General features: G+C 66.6%; 23 protein-coding genes and 1 pseudogene. 3 read left to right on the top strand and 21 right to left on the bottom strand.

From position 1 onward, the window contains the following. The 5 genes from OCH239_RS00115 to OCH239_RS00095 all read right to left on the bottom strand — a co-directional run bounded on the left by OCH239_RS00115 (position 1) and on the right by OCH239_RS00095 (position 5,417). A complete protein-coding gene (locus OCH239_RS00115) occupies positions 1-987 on the bottom strand; it encodes an ABC transporter ATP-binding protein (protein WP_037256890.1) in 987 nt (328 codons plus the stop codon). Then, positions 984-1,982, bottom strand: a complete 999-nt coding sequence (locus OCH239_RS00110; protein ID WP_037256889.1) for an ABC transporter ATP-binding protein — start codon at positions 1,980-1,982, stop codon at positions 984-986. The genes OCH239_RS00115 and OCH239_RS00110 overlap by 4 nt, the downstream gene beginning before the upstream one ends. Before the next feature lie 4 nt (positions 1,983-1,986). After that, a complete protein-coding gene (locus tag OCH239_RS00105) occupies positions 1,987-2,883 on the bottom strand; it encodes an ABC transporter permease (protein ID WP_037256886.1) in 897 nt (298 codons plus the stop codon). 1 nt (position 2,884) lies between these two features. Then, positions 2,885-3,802, bottom strand: a complete 918-nt coding sequence (locus OCH239_RS00100; RefSeq protein ID WP_037256883.1) for an ABC transporter permease — start codon at positions 3,800-3,802, stop codon at positions 2,885-2,887. 109 nt (positions 3,803-3,911) lie between these two features. After that, positions 3,912-5,417: an ABC transporter substrate-binding protein gene (locus tag OCH239_RS00095; protein WP_037256880.1), complete on the bottom strand. Its 1,506-nt coding sequence runs from the start codon at positions 5,415-5,417 to the stop codon at positions 3,912-3,914. A 161-nt stretch (positions 5,418-5,578) separates the two neighbouring features. On the opposite strand from OCH239_RS00095, the gene OCH239_RS00090 reads away from it, so the two are divergent. Continuing rightward, positions 5,579-6,346: an IclR family transcriptional regulator gene (locus OCH239_RS00090; RefSeq protein ID WP_037256876.1), complete on the top strand. Its 768-nt coding sequence runs from the start codon at positions 5,579-5,581 to the stop codon at positions 6,344-6,346. Between the two features lie 62 nt (positions 6,347-6,408). On the opposite strand, the gene OCH239_RS00085 is transcribed toward OCH239_RS00090, so the two are convergent. The 9 genes from OCH239_RS00085 to OCH239_RS23680 all read right to left on the bottom strand — a co-directional run bounded on the left by OCH239_RS00085 (position 6,409) and on the right by OCH239_RS23680 (position 13,975). Continuing rightward, on the bottom strand, positions 6,409-7,296 hold the full coding sequence (locus tag OCH239_RS00085; protein ID WP_037256873.1) for a polysaccharide deacetylase family protein: 888 nt from the start codon (positions 7,294-7,296) through the stop codon (positions 6,409-6,411). After that, on the bottom strand, positions 7,293-7,712 hold the full coding sequence (locus OCH239_RS00080) for a nuclear transport factor 2 family protein (protein ID WP_037256871.1): 420 nt from the start codon (positions 7,710-7,712) through the stop codon (positions 7,293-7,295). Before OCH239_RS00080 ends, OCH239_RS00085 begins: the two co-directional genes overlap by 4 nt. Positions 7,713-7,839: 127 nt before the next feature. Then, the gene (locus OCH239_RS00075) at positions 7,840-8,547 is read right to left on the bottom strand and encodes an aspartate/glutamate racemase family protein (RefSeq protein ID WP_037256869.1); all 708 of its coding nucleotides are present in this window, start codon (positions 8,545-8,547) and stop codon (positions 7,840-7,842) included. Further along, positions 8,547-9,425, bottom strand: coding sequence for an ABC transporter permease (locus OCH239_RS00070; RefSeq protein WP_037256866.1), 879 nt, complete (start codon positions 9,423-9,425; stop codon positions 8,547-8,549). Before OCH239_RS00070 ends, OCH239_RS00075 begins: the two co-directional genes overlap by 1 nt. 3 nt (positions 9,426-9,428) lie before the next feature. Beyond that, positions 9,429-10,370: an ABC transporter permease gene (locus OCH239_RS00065; protein ID WP_037256864.1), complete on the bottom strand. Its 942-nt coding sequence runs from the start codon at positions 10,368-10,370 to the stop codon at positions 9,429-9,431. Next, positions 10,367-11,626: an ABC transporter substrate-binding protein gene (locus OCH239_RS00060; RefSeq protein WP_037256861.1), complete on the bottom strand. Its 1,260-nt coding sequence runs from the start codon at positions 11,624-11,626 to the stop codon at positions 10,367-10,369. Before OCH239_RS00060 ends, OCH239_RS00065 begins: the two co-directional genes overlap by 4 nt. Positions 11,627-11,673: 47 nt before the next feature. Next, positions 11,674-12,672 (bottom strand): ABC transporter ATP-binding protein, encoded by a 999-nt coding sequence (locus OCH239_RS00055; RefSeq protein ID WP_037258001.1) that lies wholly within the window; start codon positions 12,670-12,672, stop codon positions 11,674-11,676. Between the two features lie 343 nt (positions 12,673-13,015). Then, complete coding sequence (locus OCH239_RS00050; RefSeq protein ID WP_037256859.1) at positions 13,016-13,246, bottom strand: hypothetical protein; 231 nt, start codon at positions 13,244-13,246, stop codon at positions 13,016-13,018. Positions 13,247-13,843: 597 nt separating this feature from the next. Further along, on the bottom strand, positions 13,844-13,975 hold the full coding sequence (locus OCH239_RS23680) for a hypothetical protein (protein WP_280110269.1): 132 nt from the start codon (positions 13,973-13,975) through the stop codon (positions 13,844-13,846). 538 nt (positions 13,976-14,513) lie between these two features. Between OCH239_RS23680 and OCH239_RS00045 the strand changes: the two genes are divergently transcribed. Further along, positions 14,514-15,587, top strand: coding sequence for an HPP family protein (locus OCH239_RS00045; RefSeq protein ID WP_051489063.1), 1,074 nt, complete (start codon positions 14,514-14,516; stop codon positions 15,585-15,587). A 103-nt stretch (positions 15,588-15,690) separates the two neighbouring features. Then, on the top strand, positions 15,691-16,119 hold the full coding sequence (locus tag OCH239_RS00040; protein ID WP_037256855.1) for a PACE efflux transporter: 429 nt from the start codon (positions 15,691-15,693) through the stop codon (positions 16,117-16,119). Positions 16,120-16,234: 115 nt separating this feature from the next. Here the strand turns inward: OCH239_RS00040 and OCH239_RS00035 are convergent, their stop codons facing one another. From OCH239_RS00035 to OCH239_RS23050, 7 genes and pseudogenes are all read right to left on the bottom strand, one after another. Further along, entirely contained in the window at positions 16,235-16,444 is a 210-nt protein-coding gene (locus OCH239_RS00035) for a hypothetical protein (RefSeq protein WP_037256851.1), read from the bottom strand. A gap of 122 nt (positions 16,445-16,566) precedes the next feature. Then, a complete protein-coding gene (locus tag OCH239_RS00030) occupies positions 16,567-16,773 on the bottom strand; it encodes a cold-shock protein (protein WP_037256848.1) in 207 nt (68 codons plus the stop codon). A 243-nt stretch (positions 16,774-17,016) separates the two neighbouring features. Then, positions 17,017-17,952 (bottom strand): YihY/virulence factor BrkB family protein, encoded by a 936-nt coding sequence (locus OCH239_RS00025; RefSeq protein ID WP_037256844.1) that lies wholly within the window; start codon positions 17,950-17,952, stop codon positions 17,017-17,019. A gap of 250 nt (positions 17,953-18,202) precedes the next feature. Next, positions 18,203-19,552: a PepSY-associated TM helix domain-containing protein gene (locus tag OCH239_RS00020; RefSeq protein ID WP_037256841.1), complete on the bottom strand. Its 1,350-nt coding sequence runs from the start codon at positions 19,550-19,552 to the stop codon at positions 18,203-18,205. 75 nt (positions 19,553-19,627) lie between these two features. Beyond that, positions 19,628-20,227, bottom strand: a complete 600-nt coding sequence (locus OCH239_RS00015; RefSeq protein WP_037256834.1) for an SCO family protein — start codon at positions 20,225-20,227, stop codon at positions 19,628-19,630. Next, complete coding sequence (locus tag OCH239_RS00010; protein ID WP_037256831.1) at positions 20,227-21,198, bottom strand: DUF1775 domain-containing protein; 972 nt, start codon at positions 21,196-21,198, stop codon at positions 20,227-20,229. Before OCH239_RS00010 ends, OCH239_RS00015 begins: the two co-directional genes overlap by 1 nt. A 678-nt stretch (positions 21,199-21,876) precedes the next feature. Further along, a pseudogene (locus tag OCH239_RS23050) lies at positions 21,877-22,416 on the bottom strand (hypothetical protein); the annotation flags it as partial.

Raw genomic sequence — 22,416 nt, 5'->3', positions numbered from 1 at the left:
TCAGGCTGCGTCCTTTGCGAACATCGGGCTGTCCGGATCGTGGAGATGGCACTCGACCCGGCCGCCTTGCGTCTCGACCGGCCGCGGCGCGACCGCCGCGCAATGATCCGTCGCGTGCGGGCAGCGCGGATGGAAGGCACAGCCGGAGGGCGGATCGATCGGGTTGGGATAGGCGGTGCCGAGTGAGGTCTCGGGCACGCCGAGCCCCGGCTCCGGGGTCAGGACCGAACTCAGGAGCGCCCGCGTATAGGGATGGCCCGGACGTTCGAAGAGATCGGCAACGGGCGCCTCCTCGACCACCCGGCCGAGATACATCACCGCGACGCGGGTCGCGAGATGCTCGACCACGGCAAGATCGTGCGAGATGAAGAGATAGGTCAGGCCGAACTCGCGGCGGAGATCCCCGAGCAGGTTCAGGATCTGGCTCTGCACCGAGACGTCGAGTGCCGAGGTCGGCTCGTCGCAGATCACGATCTCGGGCCGCATGACGAGCGCACGGGCGATGGCGACCCGCTGGCGCTGACCGCCGGACATCTGGCTCGGATAGGAATTGATCACGCGCTGGGGCAGGCCCACCACGTCGAGCATCTCGCGCACCGCCTTTTCCTGGCTCTTCGCGTCGCCGATCCGGTGCACGCGGAGGGGCAGCGAGACGATGTCGTAGATCGACTTGCGCGGATTGAGCGAGGAATAGGGGTCCTGAAAGATCGGCTGCAGCCGGCTCGCGAGCGCGGAGCGGTCGAGATCGTGGAGCGCCCTGCCCTCGACGAGGACCTCTCCCGAGCTCGGCGTTTCGAGGCCGAGGAGGAGCTTGGCGAGGGTCGACTTGCCGCAGCCGCTTTCGCCGACGAGCCCGAGCACCTCGCCCTTGCCGAGCGAGAGCGTCACGTCGTTCACGGCGGTGAGCGGCTTGCGCTCGCCGAAGAGGCCCTGCTTGATCGTGTAGGTCTTGCGGACCCGGTCAAGCTTGAGGATCGCGTCGGTCATGCGGTTTCCTTCTCGGCAGAGATCGCTCCGTCGGCGTGCACGCAGCGGAAATCGTGGGCCGCGTCGCCCCGGACCGGGATCGCCGCGCGGCATTCGGGGACGGCATGCGGGCAGCGCGTGCGGAAGGCGCATCCGGTCACCTCGCCGACGAGCGAGGGCACGATGCCGGGGATGGTGCCGAGCTGGGAGCCGCGGTCGGTCTTTCCCGGCTGCGGGATGCAGCGCAGAAGCCCGCGCGTATAGGGATGGCTGGGCCTCTCGAAGACCGCGGCGGCGGGGCCGGTTTCCACCAGTTCCCCCGCATACATCACCGCCACCTTGTCGGCGACGCGCGCCACCACGCCGAGATCGTGGGTGATGAGGATCATGGCCATGTCCATCTCGCGGGTGAGATCCACCAGAAGCCGCAGGATCTGCGCCTGGATGGTCACGTCGAGCGCCGTCGTCGGCTCGTCGGCGATCAGGAGGTCGGGCTCGCACATGAGCGCGAGCGCGATCATGACGCGCTGGCGCAGCCCGCCCGAGAGCTGGTGCGGATACTGGCCGAGGCGGCTCGCGGCGGCGGTGATGCCGACCTTTTCGAGAAGCTCGACCGCCCGAGCCCGCGCGGCCGAGGTGCTGACACGCCGGTGCAGCTTGAGCGTCTCGATCAGCTGGTCGCCGATCGTGTAGGCCGGATTGAGCGAGGTCATCGGCTCCTGGAAGATCATCGCGATCCGGTCGCCGCGAAGCGCGCGCATCCTGCGGCGCGAGGCGGTGAGCAGGTCGGTGTCCTCGAAGCGCATGACGTCGGCGTCGCGGCGGATGCCCTTGCCGAGAAGCCCCATCACCGCGAGCGAGGTCAGGGACTTGCCCGAGCCGCTCTCGCCGACGATGGAAAGCGTCTCGCCGCGCCTCAGCTCGAAGTCGATGCCGCGGACGGCGTGCAGGGTTCCCGCGCCGGTCGGGATGTCGAGGGTCAGGTTGCGCACCTCGAGAAGCGTGTCGTCGGTCATGAGGTCAGCTCCGGTTCTCGGGGGCGGTGACGTCCCGCAGGCCGTCGCCCATGAGGTTGATGGCGAGCACCAGCAGGAACAGGACGGCGCCCGGGATGAGCACCAGCCACGGCTCGAACAGCATCATGTTCTTGCCTTCGCTGACCATGAGGCCCCAGGACGGCGTCGGCGGCTGGACCCCGAGCCCGAGAAAGCTCAGCGCGGCCTCGAGCAGGATCGCATGCGCCATCTCGAGCGTGATGACCACGATCAGGTTGTTGAAGATGTTCGGCATGATCTCGGTCAGCACGATCCGCGGGGTGGAGGCGCCGATCGAGCGGGCGGCGGCGACATAGTCGCGGCGACTCACCTGCAGGGTGGAGGCGCGCATGACCACCGCGAAGCGGTCCCACAGGAGAAGGCCGAGGACGCAGATCACCACCGTAAGCGAGCCGCCGAGGATCGCGACCACGGCGAGCGCCACCAGCACCACCGGCATGGCGAGGCGCACGTTGATGAGGAAGGTCACCACCATGTCGACCTTGCCGCCGAAATAGCCCGCGGCGACGCCCATCGCGGTGCCGATCAGGCCCGAGATCAGGGCCGCGACCGCGCCGATGAGCAGCGAGACCCGTGCGCCGTAGATCAGCCGCGAGAGATAGTCCCGGCCGAGATGGTCGGTGCCGAGCGGATGCTCCCAGGTGCCGCCGAGGAAGACCGGCGGCTCCATCCGCGTCATGAGCGACTGCGCATAGGGATCGTGCGGCGCGAGCACCGGGGCGAGGATGGCCACGAAGGTCAGGAGCCCGACGATGCCGACGCCGATGAGCAGGCCGGTATGACCCTTCACCTTGGCCACGAGCATGTCGCGCGGGGTCGGCCCCTGCCATTCGCGCGTGAGGGGATCGGTCGCGTCGGTCATCTCAGGCACTCCGCATGCGGGGGTCGAGCCACGCGTTCAGCACGTCGGCTAGGAAGGTGAAGACGATGTAGAACATCGAGAAGACGAGGATCAGCGCCTGCACGGTGGGAAGGTCGTTCCGGGCGATGCTCTCCCAGGCGAGATAGCCGGCGCCGTGGAGGGCGAAGACCGACTCGACCACGATCGAGCCGCCGAGCATGAACCCCATCTGCACCGCCGCGAGGCTCACGACCGGGATGATCGCGTTGCGCAGGGCGTGCTTGAAGAGCACCCGCCCTTCGCCCGCACCCTTGGCCCGGGCGGTGCGGATGTAGTCGGAGTTCAGCGTATCGAGCATGCCCGCGCGCGTCAGGCGCATGATCGCGGGCATCGCGTAATATCCCAGAACCACGGTCGGAAGGATGAAGTGGCGCCAGGTCTCGGCCCCCGAGGGCGGCAGCATGCCGAGCTGGATGGCGAAGACGACGATCAGAATGAGGCCGAACCAGAAGGAAGGCATGGCCTGGCCCGCGACGGACATGAAGAGCGCCACCCGGTCGACGATGGAGTTCGGGCGGATCGCGGCGGCGACGCCGAGCGGCACGGCCGTCAGGAGCGCAAACGAGATGCCGCAGACCCCGAGGATCATCGTGACCTGCAGGCGCTCTGCGATCAGCCCGGCGACCGGCAGCTTGAAGTAGTAGCTTTCCCCGAAATCGCCCTGCAGCGCCGAGACCAGCCATTCGCCGTATTGCACCAGCATCGGGCGGTCGAAGCCGTAGACCCGGCGGATCGCCTCGATGTCCTCGCCGCTTGCCGTCTCGCCGGCCAGAGCCGCGGCCGGGTCGCCCGACAGGAACAGCAGCAGGAAGCTGATGAAGCTGACCGTGAATGCGACGAGCAGCGCGAGGCCCAATCGCTTGAGTATGAAGGGGAGCATCGGATGCACCTCGTCTTGCGCGCGGATGCCTTGCGGCGCCGCGGGGTGGGATGCGTCTGGGGATGACGGGTCGAACGGGGCGGGAGCGCGCGCCCCCGCCCTCGCCGGCTTACTGCCAGCTCATGTCCACGAAGCGCAGCACCTCGTCGGGGGTCGGCTCGTAGGTGACCTCCTTGGTGAAGACGTAGTTCGTGTTGTAGCTGAACATCGGAGCCCAGTAGGCCTCGTCCGCGATCCGCTGAAGCGCCTTGGTGTAGTATTCCACGCGGGTTTCGGGATCGGTCGAGCTGTCCGCGACGTCGAGCCATTCCAGCAGCTGGTCGTCCCGGGCGCTGTCGAGCGTGCCGTGCTTGAAATACTGGCTGACCATCGCTGAGGCGTCGTTGATCGAGTAGCTGCCCCAGGTCTGGAACGAGATCGGGACCTCGCCGTCCATGTTGAGTTCGCGCAGGGCGGAATACTGGAGCATCTTGAAGTCGGTCTCGATGCCCACCTCGCCGAGGTAGCTCACGATCGCCTCGGCGTATTGCCGGTCGCGATAGGCGTAGAACTCGGTCTCGAAGCCGTCGGGATAGCCCGCCTCGGCGAGCAGCTCCCGGGCTTTCTCGGGATCGTACTCGTAGGAGGTCACGTCCTGCGCGCAGCCGAACTGGCTCGGGAAGCAGGCGGTGTTGATGACCGTGCTTTCGCCCTTGAGCAGCGCGTCGACAAGCTCCTGACGGTTGATCGCGTGGTTGACCGCGGCCCGGACCTTCGCGTTGGTGAAGGGGTTGTCCTCGCCGCTGCGCCCGGCCGCGTCCATCTGCAGATAGCCGACGCGCATGGTCGAGGCGTTCGCCACCGTGAACTGATCCATCGTGGCCAGCTTTTCGGCCTGATCCGCCGGCACCTGCCAGATGAAGTCGAGCGAGCCCGAGAAGATCTCGGCCATCTGCGTGTTCACGTCGGGAATGGTCCGGATGTCGATATTGGTGATTTCCGGCTCGCCCTTGGGGCTGTCGTGGTAATCCTCGTTCTTCTCGAGAACGAAATGTTGGCCGGGTGTCACGTCGACCACCTTGTAGGGGCCGGTTCCGACGGGCTTCAGGCCCATGCCGGACGGCCCCGCCTCGGCGTAGTACTCGTCGGGATACATCGACACCGGGCCGGACAGGAACTCGATCGCCGCCGGGAACTTGTCCTTGAGGTTGATGCGGACGGTGTACTCGTCGATCTTCTCGGCGGATTCCATCCAGTTGACGTTCCGCTGGGTCTTCACGCCGTTCTCTTCCTTGGCGACGTAGTTGACCGTGTAGACGACGTCGTCGGCGTTGAAGGGCTCGCCGTTGTGGAAGGTGACCCCTTCGCGAAGCTTGAATTCGAGAGTGGTGTCGTCGACCCATTCCCAGCTTGTGGCGAGGTTGCCGACATATTCGTTCGTCTCGGGATCCCGGTAGATCAGGCCGTCCCAGACCGCGCGCTGGAGGACGACGCCCTCCCGCGAGGAATTGAAGTAGCTGTCGACGTTCTCGAGCTCCTTGGTGAACGCGACGTTCAGCGTGTCGTCCGATTTGTCTGCGAAGGCGGGCGCTGCACTGAGCGCCACGAGAGCGGTCGTCTTCAGTATGGTTTTCATGTTCGGCCTTCCCTGTTGTTGAACCGATGCACGTCTCTACCGCTTCTCATGTATCACTATACAATACGGCTTATTGTCATATAATCATCATAGTCGCGGCCCACCCCGCCACGTCAAGTCCGCGTTACAATTTTTTCCTGGGAGACGACGCAGTGAGCGAAATGTCATCGGAGACGAAGAAGGATCCGCTTTTCACGGGCACCCTGGCCAAGGGGATCCGGATCTTGCGCGCCTTCGACGAACAGAATGTCCGGCTTTCGCTAGCCGAGCTCGTCCAGCGCACCGGCCTCGAGAAGAGCGCCGTGCAGCGCCTTGCGCATACGCTTCACCGCGAGGGCATGCTGAACAAGGACCCGGTGACGCGCCGGTTCTCTCCGTCGCATGCCTGGCTCGAGCTTGCCTATGCCTATTACTGGTCGGACCCGCTGATCGCGCGCGCCCTGCCCCGGCTGATCGGCCTCAGCCGCACGATCGGCGAGACCGTCAATCTCGCGCAGATGTCCGGCGATCACATCATCTATTCGCTGCGATTGCCGAATCAGCGAACCCACTTTGCCGCCAGCATCGTCGGGCGCCGGCTTCCCGCCATCGCGACCGCGGCGGGCCGGGTCATGCTCTCGACCTGGCCCGAGGCAGAGGCGGACAGGGCGATCGACCTCTGGCCGATCGCGCCGATGACGCCCAAGACGGTCACGGACCGCGACCAGATCCGCGCCGATGTGCGGCTCGCGGCCCAGAACGGTTACGCGATGACCCGCAACCAGATGATCCTCAACGAGGTCAGCATCGCAGCACCGGTGCATGGGGTCGCAGGCCCGGCGGAGGCCGCGGTGCAGGTGTCCCTCTCGGCCCATTCCTACGACGAGACCCGTATTCAAGAGGAGATCCTGCCGGCGCTGCTCGACACGGCGAACGGGATCCTCGCCTGACTGCGCTCCGTGGTCGCCTGTCTCTCCGGCCTTTCAGCAGATCGACAGCCGAAGCGCCCTGATCAGGCGATTATGTCTCGCAACGGTCCGTGGCAGATGCGGCTGATATCCCCGGCGCGGGTGATCCAGATGTCGTCCCGCGCGGCGCAAATCCGCTCGAGAACGCGCCGCAGCGCGCGGAGGCGGTACGGCTGGCCGACGATATAGGGATGCAGGGCTATTCCCATGACGAGGCTCTGGCTGCGGGATTGCTCGAGGCGCTCCTCGAAATCGCCGAGGATCATCTCGGCGAAGATGTCCGCCGGATCCTGCCGCGCGACGATGGAGGGGATGTCGTTGACCTCCTGCGGATAGGGAATGGACAGGAGAAGTCCCGAGCGGGTGCGCATCCAGATCGGTTGATCGTCCATGCACCAGTTGAGCGTGTAGCGGTATCCCGCCTCGACGAGAAGGTCGGGCGTCACGACACTCTCGGCGATCCAGGGGCTGAGCCAGCCCTCCGGCGGTCGCCCCTCGGCCTGCGCGAGCACGTCCGTCGCCTCCGCGATCAGGGCTCGCTCCTCCGCCTCGGGCATTCTGTCCTGACGTTCGGAATTGGTCCGCCCGTGGCCCGCGATCTCGTCGCCGCGGGCGCGGTGGGCTTCCATGAGTTCGGGCGCGTGATCATACATCTCGCTGTTGGCGAGGACGGTGGCGGGAAGGCCAAGCGCGTCGAACATCTCGATCATCCGCCATGCCCCGACCCGGTTGCCGTACTCCCGCCACGCATAGTTCAGAACGTCCGGCTGGCTATCGCCCGGCACGAGCTGCGCGCCCCGCCCCTCGCCGAAGGCGAAATGTTCGAGGTTGATCCCGAAATAGACGGCGAGCCGCTTCCCCTCGGGCCAGGTGAAATCGCGCCGCTTGGTGATCGGCACGTAGTCGAACCGGCCGTGATGCTTCAGACTCACAGCGGCGCCTCTGAGAGGCCCGCGCGCGCCAGAAGAATCTCGGCGCTGTCGTTCCAGACCTCGGTGCGGACGATGAGGCCGTCCCGGACCGCGAAGAAATCGACGTAGCGGTTGCCGTCGAAGGCCTCGCCGTCGGGCCATGCGCCATGAAGGTGACCCGTCGCCCAGACATGGACCGCGCCCGCCTCCTTGTTCCAGACCGCGTCGGTGCGCAGCGGGCGCTTCTGAACGGAAGCGTAGCGTTTGGCATTGAAGGCGGGCGGACCGTCGGGGCCGGACATCCTGCGCCCTCCGGTGAAGACGATTTCGCAGTCCGGCGCCATGTAGCGCCGCGCGCCTTCGGCGTCCTTGGCCATGGATCGCTCGAGATAGGCCTCGACGATCCGTTTCGCCTCGGCGAGTCTGTCCTCGGTCATGTCCGCTTTCCCTTGTGCCATCAGCCTAGAACGAACGGAGCGACGCCGGGGGTCCAGCCCTCCGTTGCGGCAGATGACAGCGCGGAGCCGCGATCAGCGCGGGTCATCGTCCGGAAACACGTGGCTCTCATCGCGGTGCTTTCTGACGCGGGGCCGCGTATCCGCCGCGTTTGGAGGTGCGGAGCCCCGCTCCGGCGAGGGCCGCCGCAAGCGCGAGGCCGGCCGCGATCCCCTCGATCACCGGGCAATCGAAATCCTCTGAGAGATCGGCGGCGAGCGCCGCCATGCCCGCGCAGCCGAGCACGATCGCATCCGCGCCGTCCTGCTCGAGCCCCGCATGGACCTCCCGCCGGATCGCCGCCAGGGCCTCGGGCGTGCCGGCGTCGATCTCGAGGACCGGAACGCCCGCGGCGCGAAGCCCCGCGCAGCGCGCCGCCAGCCCGTAGCGGATGAGGTTTCCGCGCAGGACGGGCAGCGCCTCGGGAACCGAGGTCACGACCGCGAAGCGGTCGGCGAGAAGCGACGCGCAGTGATAGGCCGCCTCCCCGATGCCCACGACCGGCGCGCGGGCAAGGCAGCGCGCCGCGTCGAGCCCGGTATCGTCGAAACATGCGATGACGTGGCCGTCGGTGCCCGCGCGTTCGGCCTCCTCAATGCGCTGCAGCATCCACGGCACCGCCATGGCGCCGTCGACCGGCCCCTCGATGGAGAGCGGACCGCCCGCCGCCCCCGTCACGGTGACGCTGGCGCCCGCAGGCGTTGCGTCCCGCGCCGCGGACGCGATGCCTTCGGTCATCGCCGCGCTCGCGTTCGGATTGACCACGTGGAGACGCATCAGCGCCGTGCGGCCCGGCGGCGTTGCATCAGGCTGATCGCCGTGAAGGTCACGAGGACAAGGAGGATCGAGCCACCGGTGGTGGCGGTTCCGAGCGCGTAGATCTCGGGGTCGGTCACGGTCGTCGTCTTGGCGGCGAGCTGCATCGGCAGCGTGTTCCGCGCGCCCATCACCTGGCTCGACCGGGCGAGCTCGTCCCAGCTGAGCGTGAAGCCGAAGACCGCGACCCCGATCAGGAACGGTGCGATCATCGGCAACGTCACGTGCCGGAAGGTCTGCCACGGACTCGCGCCGAGATCGCGGGCGGCCTCCTCGTAGGCCGGATCGAAGCGGTTGAAGACGGCAAACATGATCAGCAGTCCGAAGGGCAGCGTCCATGTCAGATGCGCGCCGAGACCGGAGGTGAAGGGGCCGAGGGCCGAGACGAAATCGCTCTGGATCCAGTCGATGCCCGCCGAGGCGCCGAAGGCCTTGATCGCGTCGTCGATTAGCCGGAACTCGAGCGCGATGCCGAGCGAGACCACGATGGAGGGCACGATGAGGCTCGCGATGGCGACGTAAAGCAGCACCGTCGCCCCGCGGAACTGGCGACGGAAGGCGAGCCCCGCGAGGACCGAGATCGTGACCGTCAGGATCATGACGACGAGGGCGAGGACGAAGGAGCGGCGCAGCGCGGGGCCAATCTCGACCTGGCCGCCACCGTCGCGCAACCTCTGGAACCAGTGCGTCGAGAAGCCGGTCATCGGGAAGACGAGACCGCCCTCGGGGCCCTGGAACGACAGCACGAGGATCGAGATCATCGGCCCGTAGAGGAACAGAAGGAAGACCGCGAAGAAGAGCGCCAGCGCGTAGAAGGACCGGGGGCGGGACTCGTGCATGCCTCAGAGCTCCTTGCGGATGTCGACGAGGCGCAGCAGCGCCCAGACGGCGGCCAGCACCGCCGCGAGAAGGATGACCGCATTCGCCGCAGCGAGCGGGAATTGCAGGAATTGCATCTGCGTCTGGATCACCTTGCCGACCGACGCGATCTGCTGGCCGCCCATGATCCCGATGGTCAGGAAGTCGCCCATCACCACGGTGACGACGAAGATCGACCCGATCAGGATGCCGGGTTTGGCGAGCGGCACGATAACGTGGCGCAGGGTCTGGAGATCGCTTGCGCCCGCATCCCGGGCCGCCTCGATCAGCGATCGGTCGATGCGCATCAGCGAGTTGAAGATCGGCACAACCATGAAGAGCGTGTAGAGATGCGTCAGCGCAAGGATGACCGCAAAATCTGAATAGAGCAGCCCTTCAAGCGGGCTGTCGATCACGCCCATCCCCATCAGCGTCTGGTTCACGAGGCCGTTGCGGCCGAGCAGCGGGATCCACGAGATCATCCGGATCACGATCGAGGTCCAGAACGGGATCGTGCAGAGCAGGAAACAGATCACCTGCACCTTCAGCGTGCGGACGTGGAACGCGAGGAAATAGGCGATGGTGAAGCCGATGGTCAGCGTCGTCGCCCAGACGATCAGGCAGAACTTCAGCGTCGAGATGTAGGTCAGGAAGGTCGTGCAGAGGCTCGGCAGGTTGGCGAGGCAGCCGTAGAAGACGTCGCCGTAATTCTGCGCGGTGAAAGCGGGTTCGATGGAATATTGCGTGTACTGCCAGAAGCTCACCGCGATGGTCGCCGCGAGCGGCAGGACGAAGAAGATCAGGAAGACGAGCGCCATCGGCGCCGCCTGCAGGTAGGGCGCGAGCGCGGCGCCCGTACGCCCCGCTTTGCGCGCGGAGGTCCGGGCCGACCGGACCTCCGCTCTCGTGTCGGTGAGGTCGGTCACGCCGCGATGAACTCGTTCCACTTGCGGACCATGTACTGGTTCTCGTCCATGACCGCGTTCCAGCAGGCGACGGAGCCCATGCGCTCCCAGTAGGAGCCGCCGTCGCGCTTGGCGCCTGCCTCTTCGAGAAGGCGGCCGTCCGGAGCCATGATGTCCTGCTCGGCGGCTTCGCCCTCGTACCAGTAGGCCCATTCGTAGGGCTCCATGTACTCGCGCGCGGTGTCGAGAACGGCCGGGTAGTAGCCCTGCTTCGACAGATGCGCGCCGGCCCAGCCCGAGAGGAACCAGTTGATGAACTCGTAGGCCGCGTCCTCCTTGCGTCCCTCGATGGTGCGCGGGAGGCCGAAGCCCGAGGCCCAGGCGCGGTAGCCTTCCTGCAGCGGCTGGTAGACGCAAGGAATGCCTTGCGTCCGCACCGCGGTCACGGCGGGCGACCACATCGACTGGATCACCACCTCGCCCGAGGCCATGAGGTTCACCGATTCCTGGAAGTTCGACCAGAAGGCGCGGAACTGCCCTGCCCGCTTCGCCTCGATCAGCGCGGCGATGGTCGCGTCGATCTCCTCGCGGGTCATGTTGCCCTTGTCGCCGTAGGTGATGTCGCCGCGCGCCTCGAGCGCCATGGCCGCGTCCATGATGCCGATGGACGGGATGTTGAGGATCGAGGTCTTGCCCGCGAAATCGGGATCGAGCAGCGACGCCCAGGAGGTGATCTCCTTGTCGATGAGATCGGGACGGATGCCGAGCGTGTCGGCGTTGTAGGTCGTCGGGATGAGCGTGATCCACTCGGTCGGGGACGAGGCGAAGGAGGTCGCATCCTGCCCCTCGAGATAGAGCACCTCGTGCGGCGCGGTGCCGTCCCAGCCGACCTTCTCGCCCTCGACGGTGCCCTCGGCGATGACGCTGGCGAGCTGATCGATCCGCTCGATGCGGCTCGCGTCCATGCCCTTCATGTTGCCCGAGGGGACGAGGTTCGGCAGCGAGAAGTACTCGGAATCGACGAGGTCGAAGGAGTTCGGCTGCGTGATGACCCGGCGCGGCACCTCGTCGGTGTTGACCGCGATATACTCGATGTCGATGCCGAGATCCTCGGAGGCCTTCTCGGCGATCGCCGGGGACTGGTTCACCGCGGTCGAGAGGTAGCGCAGCGTCACGCGCTCCTGCGCGTGGACGAACGGCGCGGGAAACGCGGCGGTGCCGGCGAGCGCCGCTGCGCCGCGCAGGACGGAACGTCGTGTGGTCGTCATCTTCGTCATACTCTCTCTCCTGTCGGGTCTTGTTTTTTATGTCGTGACGCCGCGCGTCAGCCGTCGCGCGCGAGTTCGTGCGCCGCTTCGGGGCGCCAGCCGACTGCGACGTCGGCGCCCTCCCGCAGGGGGCTCTCGAAGAAGTCCCGCTCGCCCATGACCGCGGTCAGGCTCTCGCCGGCCTCGGTCTCGAGCCCGAGCCGCACGTCGGGGCCGCGGTACTCGATCTCGCTGATCCGGGCGCGGCGCTGCGCTTCGGAGGCGCGGCCCTCGGGCAGGATGGCAAGCTCGTCCGCGCGTAGCGTGATCGTGCGGCCGCCATCCTCGAGGATGTTGTGACCGCCGATGAAGCGCGCGACGAACGGCGTGCGCGGCGCGTTGTAGATCTCGCGCGGCGGCGCCGCCTGCGCGATGCGACCCTCGTTCATGACGACCACGAGATCTGCGAGCGCCATCGCCTCTTCCTGGCTGTGGGTGACGTGGATGAAGGTGATGCCAAGCTCGGACTGGATGCGCCGCAGCTCCGACCGCATCCGCACCCGCAGGAACGGGTCTAGCGCCGACAGCGGCTCATCGAGGAGGAGGACGGAAGGTTCGGTCATCAGGGCCCGCGCGAGGGCGACGCGCTGCTGTTGCCCGCCGGACAGCAGGTTCGGGGTCCGGTCGGCGAAATCGGACATCGAGACGAGTTCGAGCATCCGGGCCGCGCGGGCCAGTCTCTCGTCCTTGGCGACACCCTTCATGCGAAGCGAGAAGGCCACGTTCTCGGCCACGCTCAGATGCGGGAAGAGCGCGTAGCTTTGGAACATCATCGCCGTGCCGCGGAGTGCCGGCGGGTCGTCGTTGACGATGCGCGACCCGATCATGATGTCGCCGTCGCTGACCGCCTCGTGTCCTGCGATCATCCGGAGCGTCGAGGACTTGCCGCATCCCGAGGGCCCGAGCAGGCAGCAATAGCTTCCGGCGCGGATCTTGAGGCTGATGGCGTCGACCGCCAGCGCGTCGCCGTAGCGTTTCGTGACGGCGGCCAGTTCGACTGTCTGGGCTTCGGACATCGGCATTCCCCAAGTTTCGAAACACCGAAAAAGGAAAGCCGGGATTGCTCAACGTCACATGCGTGACAGGACGGGGTGACGGCGATCGGACGCCGTCCTTCGCCAGAGTTTTCATCAGAAGGCGCGACTTTGCCGAAAATTGCGGCAAGACCGATACCGAGCGGTCCGCGCCCTTACGAGGCCCACCCTCGCATCATCGGCGCGGCCCCATACGCGCGGGATAGACTGCGCCCTGCTGGCTCCGGGCGGCGTAGCGGGCGAAGTCCCCGATCCTGGAGTGGCGGAACGGATCGCCCGGGCGCGTCACGCGTGAGGGCATGTGTCCGGGCCGCAGACGGTCCGGTCAGACCTTTTTCTGCGACTTGACCAGCAGCGTTCGGGTCTTCGCGGAGATGTCGGGCAGGATCTCCGCAACCGGCCGCAACTCGGGCCGCCGCTTGATGTCACCCCGAACCGTAGCGTCGCCTGCGTGCCGTCTCGGGCCACGCGTGGTCGTATCGCGCAGGCTCGCGCAGTCACCTGAGGCATGCTCACGAGACTCTGGCTCGGCACTCGAAACCTGCGCTTTGTACATCGACGGGCTCCCGCTAGACATCCGTGTCGCTGAATCGGCGGCGACATATTCCATATACGCAGTGAGCGCGAGAATAGTTTCGCCTTAAGCGATAGTGTTGCAACCTGGGACAAAACCCTGCCGGCATGCTTGCCTGCGCCCTGCTCTCTCCGCCCCGCCGAGGGCTACGAGTCCCGTCGCCCGGAGCGAAGCCCAAGAGCGCGAGTCCGATGCATCGGAACGGTGAAAAGAGGTGGCGCTGGCGATCCGCCGGGACCTCGGGCGGTCGCCGCCTACGGGATTCCACTAATGGCGCGGGCCGCCGGGAATAGGCATATATCGGGTATTGAAACGCCCCCCGAACGCAAAAAGGCCCCCCGCGCTGCAACGCGAGAGGCCACACTGGTAACAGGCACCTTGTACACTCTGCGGCTTGGCAAGCCGTTACTCGTTACCGACAGCGGACCGTCCAATTCTGGACGGTCCGTTTCTCTTTATACCACCTCATCGTGGCAACACCTTGGCCGTCCCGGGGGTTCACGCATTTTTCAGTCGCGGAAGCGGCGAAGCTCGCGTCCGACCATAGCGCCCCTGAGATGCCCGAGGAAATCCGAAGTGTCAGAGACCGGCCGCGAACTTCGCAGCCACCCAGATGATAAAGCCAAAACCCACGAGCGTCTCGATGAGATGGCCACGCGCTTGATCCCGCTTCTTGTCGCGCATTTCCGAAGCAAACTCTGTGCGGCTCATCGCATCTCTCCTCGTCGTGCTCGTGGTCGGAGCATCAGGTGTCTCGGGCGGTGCGCTGGAACGATCCCAGCGGTTCCGCCTTGGGACCTTGATACGCGAGATCCCCTGCCGGACGAACTGCGCCCGAGGATAAACTACCGGAACGAACGCATGTCTGACCTATCCCAAGGGATAGGCGGATGGCGCGCCCGAAGAGGTTCGTGGTGTCTCCGAGAAAGGCGGGCGTTTCGGATCGCTGACCAGCGGACCCTCGCGGACATCGGCAAGCCCCGCCGCATGCACCTGCGCGGGTCTCGACCGAGATGCAACCTCGGATGATTCTCGTCGCGCTGCGGCGATCCATCTGCGCCGAATGCATGGGGAGTCCGGGCGACCGGCTGTTTCCGTTTCGGCGCATGACGCAAAATCCCGGCCCAGGACTACGGGAGGGCCCGGAAATCCTGTCCTTTTCTGCGCGTATGACCGTTCACCTCGTCCCGGCGTCTGGGGCATGGGATACCCGTCGACTGGTTTCAGTACAGGACGAAAGGCCCTTCGGATGAAAGCGTGGCATCATCTCTGTCCGGCTTTGCCCGCGGCCGGGGGGCGCGAGCAGCTCCGGGCCGGCATCGGCGCGCTGGTCGGGATCAGCCTCTGCGCATTGGTGGTGCGGGTCGGCAGCTCGCTCGGAGCCCCGCATCTCTATCTGGTCGCCCCCCTCGGGGCGACGGCGGTGCTGGTCTTCTGCGTGCCGAACTCGCCGCTCGCCCAGCCGTGGTCGGCCATCGCCGGGAACGTCACGGCGGCGCTCGTCGCTCTGCTCGCCGTCCGGATCGTGCCCGCCCCCTGGTCGGCAGGCGTCGCCGTCGGCGCGGCGATCGCTGCGATGATGCTCGTCCGGGCGCTGCATCCGCCGGGAGGCGCAGTGGCCCTGCTCACCGCCCTCGACCCGGACGCCGCTCTGGAGACGGGGCCGCTGCTGGCCGTGATGCCGGTCGGTCTGACAACGGCCGTGCTCGTGCTCGCCGCCATCGCCTACAACAAGAGCACCGGGCGGGTTTATCCCTTCCGCCAACCGGATGAAGAGGGCACCGGCGAGCCCGAACCGCGGCTCGGGATGTCGACCGCGCAGCTCGAAGCCTTGCTCGGACGCTTCAACCAGTCGGCCAATATGGGCGTCGCTGATCTCGGCTGGGTGCTGGCCGCCGCCGAGGCCGAGGCGGCCCGGCATCGGTTCGACGGCACGAGCTGCGCCGACATTATGACCACCGGCCTGATCACGGTGCGGCCCGGCACGGCGATTGCGGAAGCCGCGCGGCTCTTCCGCAGCCATGCCATCAAGAGCCTTCCCGTCGTCGACGAGGGCATGATCCTGCAGGGCCTGGTGCTCCAGTCGGATCTCCTCGACGCGGCTGCGCGGCCCTCGCGGCACCGTACTGTGTCGGAGGTCATGCGCCCGGCCGCACGCGCCGTCGCTCACGATCTGCCCGTCGGTGCGCTTCTGGGGCGGTTGGCGGCGCAGGGAAGCGAGGTCGTTCCGGTGACTCGCGACGGCCGGCTTGTCGGCATCCTCACGCGGTCGGACATCATCGGGCTGCTGCTGCACGGGGCGGAGGACCGCTCTGCCGGTTGAAAAGCCGGCGCGCGAAACTTATCATCGCAGCAGGCGAGGACGACCTCGCCCGGCCACACGGTCACCACGCGGGACGGCCCGAACAGCAAATCGGAGCCTTCCCATGCGCAGCACTGCAGACCGTATCCGCCAGGCCGTGAGCTTCGAGCTTATCGGAATTCTGATCGTCACGCCCCTCTTCGCTTGGGTGTTCGACCATTCCATGGAAGAGATGGGCGTGCTGGTGGTGCTCGGCGCCACCGCGGCGACAGTCTGGAACTACATCTTCAATCTGGGGTTCGATCACGCCCTGCGCTGGCGTCGGGGCGATGTCCGCAAGACGCTCCCGCTTCGGATCGTTCATGCGGTTCTCTTCGAAGCGACGCTGCTCGTGCTCCTGCTGCCGATCTTCGCCTGGTGGCTCGACGCCTCGCTCCTCACCGTCCTGGTGATGGAGCTGTCGTTCGCGGCCTTCTACATGGCCTATGCCTTCGTGTTCACCTGGGGCTACGACATCCTGTTTCCGCCGCAACGCACCGAGCAGGTTGCATGAGGCAGGCCGCGGGCACCGGGCGATCCGCTCCCGGCGAGCCGAGTTGCCTCACCGGTGCGCTTCCGACTGCGGTCGGCGCTCCAGCTAGGACACCGGATCGCTGCCGCGAAGGCGGTCAGGTCTTCTCTTGGGATTTTTTGGTCTTGCGCCGGGGCGTGGTCTCCGGCGCTTTTGCGTCGCGCTCGAGCCGTGCGGCCCGAAGGCGCTCGGTCTTCTCGGCGCGCTCGCTGGTTTCCCGGCCGATGATCTCGTTTGCGATCGCCGTCGTCTGCTCGGCGCGAGTCTCCGATTTCGACGGTCCGGGCGCGGATTTCTTCGAACTCATTCAGGCACCTCGGCTGGTCTCGTCTGCCGTGCGGAACGACACGCGGGCCGAAGCGCGGATCCCCGCGCTCCGGCATTCCAAGTCGCGTGCCGCGCGGCGTGACGCCGGCGACACGCGAAAAATCACGCGAGTTCGAGGTTGATCGCGGACTGACGGCCGTCGCGGCCGTTTTCGATCTCAAAGGTAACCTTCTGGTTGTCCTTGAGTTCGGACAGGCCGGAACGCTCGACGGCGGAGATGTGGACGAAGACGTCCTTGCCACCCGATTCCGGCTCGATGAAGCCGAAGCCTTTGGTGGAATTGAACCATTTTACGGTGCCAGTGGCCATGTTGTGCCTCCAGATGATGTGCTGCCCGCAGGATGCGACAGCTTCGGCCGTGCCAGTTTCGATCAGTCAACTGAGGCCGGCGGTGCGGAGACAGAGGGTCGAGACAAAGACGTAAGCCCGACACACATGGACGTCCGACCGCGCAAATGCAATGAGTTCCGTCACCGATCATTCTGTGTCGCGGTCCTGCGCGCGCTTTCCGGCCACAGGAGTGCGGCCGTCATGGCCGGCGGGGCCATCATGTCATGTCCGCAGTATTCTCGCGAGGCGGCGGATTCGGATGGCCCGGTTGAGTTCGCCTCCGAAGATCAGGACGAGGGCGGCGAGATACATGAAGTAGAGGGCCGCGATGATGCCGGCCAGTCCGGCATAGTAGCTTTGGTAATCGGCGATGTTCGAGAGATAGAAGGAGAATATCGCCGTCAGGAGCGTCCATGCGGCGACCGTGAACACGACGCCGGGCCAGATGCTCGAGAAGCGGGTGCGCCGGGCCGGCAGGAAAACATGCGCCGCGAAGAGGGCGGCGATCAGGATGAACCCTGCCGTCGGATACCGGACAAGCCCGACGGTCACCGATGCCGGATCGAATCCCGGCATGATGACGTGCAGCCAGGATCCGGCGCGGGGCGCCAGGACAAGCAGGTATCCCACCAGAACCAGGACCATGCTGGCGAGAATGACGACCACGACCTCGGTGGCGTACATGACCAGTGCCGACCGGGTTTCCCTGATGCCGTAGGCGCGGTTCAGACCGACGCGGACACCGTCGACGCCGCCGACGGCGAACCAGATGGTGAGCAGGATACCGATGCTGAGCACGCCGCCCCGCTGCACGGTCATGACCTGCTGGACCTCGGCGACGATCGGTCCGACCAGAGCCGTCGGAACGATCGCGAGGAGAAACGCGATGAGATCGTCGGCCATCGTCCGATCCCCGATGAATGCGGTGAGCGCGCTGGTGAAGATCAGGAACGGGAACAGCGCAAGCAGCGCGCGGAAGGCCACGTTGCCTGCGAGGCCGAACGCATCGTCGCTCCAGAGGCGCAAAGCCGCCTCGCGAACGATGGCGACCGGCACGCGCCAGCCGCTGCCGCGCAGGAGATCCTCGGGTTTCGCGCTGACCACGCCGTGGGTCACGACGGTGTCGCGAAACGTCTGTTGCCGCGCCTGGGCGTCCATGTGGGCCCTCCGTGGATGGCTGGACGACCGCCGGAGACGCAACCGGCCCGCTCCGACCGGCCTGCCTCATACGGGTCGCCCCTCGGATCGACTTAGTGCATCTCGCGAGGATTGGGCGCCACATGTTTGGCGGCGCAAAGCGTGACGTTCACGGTATCATGAGGGCCGCCTGCTGCACCCGGGCAGATTCCCGGCGGGACCGCGCGGACCCGGAGCGGCGCGTCAGCATGCCGCTCCGGGTGCCGTCTGCTTACGCGGAGCGCATCCGGCCTGCGCCGAGCAGCAACAGTTCGATCGCGGCGACGACGATCAGCGGCAGGCCGACGAGCGGAAAGAATATCCCCGCCGCGACCGCGATCACGAGGATGCCGCGCGGGATGCGCCAGTCGGTGGGCAGCGTCGGCGCGCCGAGGCCGCCCGCCGGGCGTCGCTTCCACCACATCACCACGGCCGAGACCGACATCAGCACCATCGCCGCGCAGGCAAGCGCCAGCACGATCTGGTTCACCACTCCGAAGGCCTGGCCCATGTGAATGCCGATGCCCCATTCCGCGGCCCAGCCGAGCGCGCCGAGCTCGTCCACGCCCATGTCGAAGAGGATCTCGCCGGTATACTGGTCGAGATGGATCACCCTCTCCCGGCTGATGTCGTGGGGGTATACGGAGGCGGTGAAGACGCCCTCCGGCCCGGACGGCATGTTGAGCGCGTAACCGGGATGGATGCCCGCCGCCTCGACATTCGCGACGACCGTGTCGATGGCCGCCGGAACCCCCTCGGAGGCGCCGGACACCGGCATCGGCTGTTTCTCGAGGATCCAGGGGCTGCGGTCGAGCGCCTCGCCCGTCGGCACGGTGGAGGTCGGGTAGTCCGACCAGTAGCCGTCCGGCATGCCGATGCCCGCCGCATAGGAGAGCTCGTAGAACTTCGCCCCCCAGATGCCCGACCAGGGCAGCCCGGTGAGTGCAAGGAAGACGATGAAGCCCGCGGTGTAGATGCCCGTGACCGCGTGGATGTCGCGCCACCACGGCCGGCCGGACGTCTTGCGGGGTCGGGCGATACCCACGTTCCGGCCGCGCGGCCACCAGAGGTAGATGCCGGTCGCGACGAGCAGCACCATCCACCCCGCGACCGCCTCGATGATCCGGTTGCCCCACCAGCCCACATATTCGAGCGAATGCAGCTTCCGCACGACGTGCATCGCGGGTGAGCCCGACGCGCCCGCATCCCACGCGGTGCCGAGGACCGTGGCATTGTAGGGGTTCACGAAGACGATGTCGGTCGCGCCCTCCGCATCGGTGATCTTCACCTCCGCCGAGCGATCCGGCCCGGTGGCCGGCGTGTAGGACTTGAGGGTGCCGGGATGCGCCGCGAGCGCCGCACCCGTGATTGCCGAAGGTGCGAGGGGGGCCGTCTCCTCCGCCGTGACGATGCGCAGATCCGACTGCGCTGCGAGCGTGTACTCGTCCTTGAAGAGGTAGATCGCGCCGGTGATCGCGATGAGGATGACGAAGGGCAGGATGATGAGCCCCGCGTAGAAGTGCCAGCGCCAGACGGCGCGATAGAGCGCGGACGTGCCTGTCCGCGAAGATGCCTGTGCCATGTCCCAGGGTCCGTTGAATGTCTGTGAAGGCCGCTCCGGACACGCTCCGGAGCGGTGATCATTGCGTAGAAGATGTCAGCCCGCGAGCAGGCGCCGGATCTTGCCGACCGCCTTCTTGGGGTCTTCCTGGTAGCTGACCGGCTGGAAGAAGCGGCCGTGCTCGTCGAAGAGCAGCACCATGGCCGAGTGGTCCATGGTGTAGCCTCCCTCATCGAGCGGCACCTTCCGGGCGTAGATGCGGAAGGCGCTGATCGCCTTGTCGATCTCCTCGCGAGAGCCCGACACGCCCGTCACGCCCTCTGCCCAGGAGACGTAGTCGCCCAGCATCTCGGGCGTGTCTCGCTCCGGGTCCACCGTGACGAAAAAGGCGCGGATCGGGCCCTTGCCCTCCCCGGCCAGCATCTCCTGCCAGACGCCGATATCGCCGAGTGTCGTCGGGCAGACCTCGGGGCAATGGGCAAAGCCGAAGAATACCGCCGAGGGCGCGCCTTCCAGCGTGTCCTCCGTGAAGGTGCCGCCGTCAGTGGTGACAAGCTCATAGTCGCCCTGGCCGAGCGTGTCGGCGACGCTGCGGTTCAGGCGCGGCTCGAGGATGTAGACCCAGGCTCCGAGGGACAGGGCCAGCACGGCCAGAACGCCCCATGCCGCGAAGGCTACCTTGCGCAGCGTGGACATCAGTGGCTCCCGTGATCGGCGTGATCCATCCCGGCGGCATCACGCGCCACAACTGGCATGGTCACCGTCACCTCGCCGGCTTTCTCGAAGGTCAGAGTGACCTCGGCAGTGTCGCCTTCGGCCAAGGGTCCGGAGAGATCCATGAACATGACGTGATAGCCGCCGGGCTCGAGCGACACGGTCTCGCCGGCGGGGATCGGAAGTCCGTCCTCCAGCTCGCGCATCCGCATGACATCGCCGTCCATCGCCATCTCGTGGACCTCCATACGTCCCGCGGCCGGAGAGCTCGCGGCGATGAGCGTGTCGTCCGTTTCTCCGGTATTTGTGACGGTCATGAAGCCACCGGCGACGGGCTGGTTCGGCAGCGTGGCCCGGGCGAAAGGCCCCGCGATCTCGAGGTCGCCGAGCGTGACGGCCGCGCCAGTCGTCATGCCGGCGTCCCCGTGGCCATGCGCATGCGCGCTATCTCCGGCCACGAGGGTGAGTGACGGCGCCGGATTCGGCACGTCATGGGAGCCGCTCGTATCGGTCCAGTCCGCCATGCCGTTCGAGCAGGACTGGACGGAAGGAAAGTAGAGAGCCTCGTCCGCGGAAAGCTGCGGGCCGACAGAGCCGCGGATCGTGAACTCGTCGTAGTGGCCGTCCGGCAGGTCTCCGCCGGACCAGGTCACGGCGCGTACGCCTTCGGTCACCTCGGTTCCGTGGTTGTCGTACGGCGTCTCGTAGGTGCCAGTCTCGGTAGAGAGGTCCCAGCCGGCCTTGGGCATCGGCTTCACAGCGTAGAAGCCCTCAGGAATCTGGATACGCACGGCATTGGTGGCCTCGCCGTTGCAGCCATGCGGGACGCGCAGGGTGACCTTGGTTGTGGCGCCGATCGCGGCCTCTTTCTGCTCGAGGGTGGCATGGGCGAAGGCTGTGCCGGACAGCACGAAAAGAGCCGCTGCAGCGGTCAGGGTGGTCTTGGTGAACATGTCTGTCTCCATCGGGAACGGACACGCGCGCGAGTGGCGGCGTCCGGGAAATTCCGCTCCGGTCAATGCGAAGCGGACGAAGATGTCAGAGATCAGACTGTGCGCGGCGGCGCGCGTGGAGAGGCATGAGCCCGAACATCCTGCGGCCCGACCACGAGATCGCGCCCCACCCGATGTTCGATGACACGGGTAATGCGAGCGCCATTGTCAGGTGCCCCAATGCGGGGTGCGTCGGGGAGCTTGTGACAGAACGGACAGTGATGCTCGTGACCGCCTTCCGTGAGACCGCAGAATTCCTCGAGGGATGCGCCCATGGCTTGCAGGGCGGCCTGCCGCTCCAATGCCTCACGGTCCGGTGCCATTTCATGCGCGGACACGGCAGTAAGCGCCGCAAGAACGAGCGCGGCGAAGATAGCTGTGAACGTGCGGGCGGGGTGGCGAAGCATGCGACACCTATACACCCGACGCGCCAAAGCCAAAAGCGCGTTAACGTCGCAGGATCTTTCGGGAAAGCGAGATGCCGCGGCCGTCCAGGGGTGATCCGGCCCGCACCGGGACAGCACAGAGCGCCATAGCAGCTCCGCTTCAGTCTCATCGGCGCGCCCGGGAGGGGGCGCGCCGATGGGGCTCACAGGTCAACCGCAGCCCAGTGGTGCATTCGGCGCCGGGCTTTTTCGATCAGTGAACGAGCCCGCTGCCGCCAACCGCGAGCACGTTGTAGGGCGTGCCCTCGACCTCGATGCTGCGCAGCTCTTCGAGGCTCTCGCTGTCGATGACGCGCACGAGGCCTTCGTTCGGGTCGGTCAGCACGATCTCGTCTCCGGCGACCGCAAGCCGGGGGCGCGGGTCGCGCCAGTGGCCGTCCATCGAATAGTGCGCGGTGGCGGAGGCCCGCGACGAGCGCTCGAGGCTGAGGATGTTGAGCCGGTGCAGCGTGCCGTCCTCGGTCAGGACATAGGCGTATTGCGGCTTCGCCGGGTCGAGCACGAAGTCGACATGGCGGAACGGGAATTCCACGCGGCTGAAATAGGGCTCGGTCTCGGGATCGATCACCACCAGGTCGGTGTCGCCGTAATCGCCCACGAAGATCTGCACCGCCGAGCCGCCGAGAAGCGTGCCGGTCGCGTTTCCGGGAAAGTCGTCCGGGTAGGGCAGGAGGCCGAGCGACAGCTCGCCCCCGTCCTGATGCACGATCGCGGTGCCTTCCTCGCATCCCGC

The organism is Roseivivax halodurans JCM 10272, from assembly GCF_000521785.1.
In the GTDB taxonomy this organism is placed as follows: domain Bacteria; phylum Pseudomonadota; class Alphaproteobacteria; order Rhodobacterales; family Rhodobacteraceae; genus Roseivivax; species Roseivivax halodurans.
This window is presented reverse-complemented; position numbering and strand designations above follow the sequence as displayed.